At 76.0% G+C, this 1,935-nt stretch carries 2 protein-coding genes; both read left to right on the top strand.

The features are described 5' to 3' along the window. Positions 1-440, top strand: a 440-nt coding sequence (locus KBX53_RS31515; protein WP_210863408.1) for an ABC transporter ATP-binding protein, incomplete at its 5' end; no start/stop codon positions are given. Further along, a partial coding sequence (locus KBX53_RS31510; RefSeq protein WP_210863406.1) for a penicillin acylase family protein occupies positions 437-1,935 on the top strand: 1,499 nt, incomplete at its 3' end. The genes KBX53_RS31515 and KBX53_RS31510, both read left to right, overlap by 4 nt.

The following is a 1,935-nucleotide window of genomic DNA, read 5'->3' as shown; positions in this document are numbered from 1 at the left end:
CCGCGACCGGTGTCGACGACCTCGCCGACCGGGCGGTGGACGAGCTGTCCGGCGGGCAGCGGCAGCGGGTGTGGATCGCCATGGCGCTGGCGCAGCAGACGCCGCTGCTGCTGCTCGACGAGCCGACCACGTACCTCGACATCGCCCACCAGATCGAGATCCTGGACCTCTGCGCCCGGCTGCACGAGGAGCAGGGACGCACCCTGGTCGCGGTGCTGCACGACCTGAACCACGCCGCCCGCTACGCCACCCACCTGATCGCGATGCGCGACGGGCGGGTGGTGGCCGCCGGGGAGCCGTCGTCGGTGGTCACCGCCGACCTGGTGGCGGAGGTGTTCGGTCTGCCCTGTCGGGTCATCGACGACCCGGAGACGGGCACCCCGCTGGTCGTCCCGGCGGCCCGACGCCGGGCCACCACCCTGGCCCCGGAGCCGGCGTGAGCACAGAACGTTTCCGCGACCCGTGGGGGGTGCCGCACCTGCGGGCCGACGACCCGCTCGCCCTGGCGGCGGCGCAGGGTCGGGTGACCGCGTACGACCGGGCCTGGCAGATCGAGGTGGAACGGCACCGGGCCCGGGGCACCAGCGCGGCGTTCCTCGGCCCGGACGCGCTCGGTTGGGACCGGTTCGTCCGGCAGGTCCGGCTCGACGACACCGCCCGCCGCTGCCACGCGGCTCTGGACAAGGCGACCGCCGAGTGGGTGGGCGCCTACGTGGACGGCGTCAACGCCGCTCTCGCCGCCGGGGCTGCCCGGTCGCCGGAGTTCGCCGCCACCGGGCTTCGCCCCGGCCGGTGGGAGCCGTGGACACCGCTCGCGGTGTGGCTGGGCCACCACATCCTGTTCGCCGGGTTCCCGGGCAAGCTCTGGCGCGAGCACGTCGCGCAGCGGCTCGGGCCGGACTGGGTCGACCTGTTCGCCACCGACGGTCCGGCCGTCGCCGGCAGCAACGGGTGGCTGCTCGCCGCCGAGCGCACCGGCACCGGGGCCGCGCTGCTCGCCGGTGACCCGCACCGGTTCCTTGAGGATCCCGGTGTCTACCAGCAGATCCGGTTGGCCTGCCCGGAGTACGACGTCATCGGGCTGGCGGTGCCGGGCGTGCCGGGCATCGCCCACTTCGGGCACACCGGCGAGGTGGCCTGGGCGATCACCAACGCGATGGCCGACTACCAGGACGTGTACGCGGAGCGGCTGCGCCGCGACGGCCTGCGGGTGCAGGCGCTCGGCCCGGACGGCTGGCGTCCGGCGCACCGGCACGTCGAGACGATCGAGGTGGCCGGGGCCGACCCGGTCGAGGTCGAGGTGGTGGAGACCGACCGTGGTCCGGTGATCGCCGGTGGGCCCGACGACGAGACGGCGCTCAGCCTGCGCTACCCGCCCCGGGTCCGGGGTGACAGCGGTTTCGCGACGCTGCCGGAGCTGCTGCGCGCCCGCACGGTGGCCGACGTGGATCACGCGCTGCGGCACTGGGTGGAGCCGGTCAACGTGGTGCAGGCGGCGGACACCGCCGGAGGGCTGCTGCACCGGGTCGCCGGGGCGGTGCCGGTACGGCACCCGGAGAACGGCCGGCGGGTGGTCCCCGGGTGGGACGCCGCGCACGCCTGGCAGGGCTGGCACGCGCCGATGCCCCGCGCCGAGGTGGCCGGTCGGGCGGTGATGGCCAACGAGCGCGGGTTGGCGGCGCCGCTCGGGGTGGAGTTCGCCGCACCGCACCGGGCGCACCGCATCACCGAACTGCTCGACGCCCGGGCGACGTGGACGGCCGACGAGATGGCCGCTGTGCACACCGACACGTACCTGGGCGCGGCCGGGCCGCTGCTGGCCGTCCTCGCCGAGTCGACGGGGCTCGGCCCGGCCGCCGCCGCGCTGCGCGACCGGCTGCTGTCCTGGGATCGCCGGATGGCCGCCGACAGCACGGACGCGGCCGCCTACGCCAT

The organism is Micromonospora sp. M51 (assembly GCF_018070305.1).
Lineage (GTDB): Bacteria > Actinomycetota > Actinomycetes > Mycobacteriales > Micromonosporaceae > Micromonospora > Micromonospora parva.
This window is presented reverse-complemented; position numbering and strand designations above follow the sequence as displayed.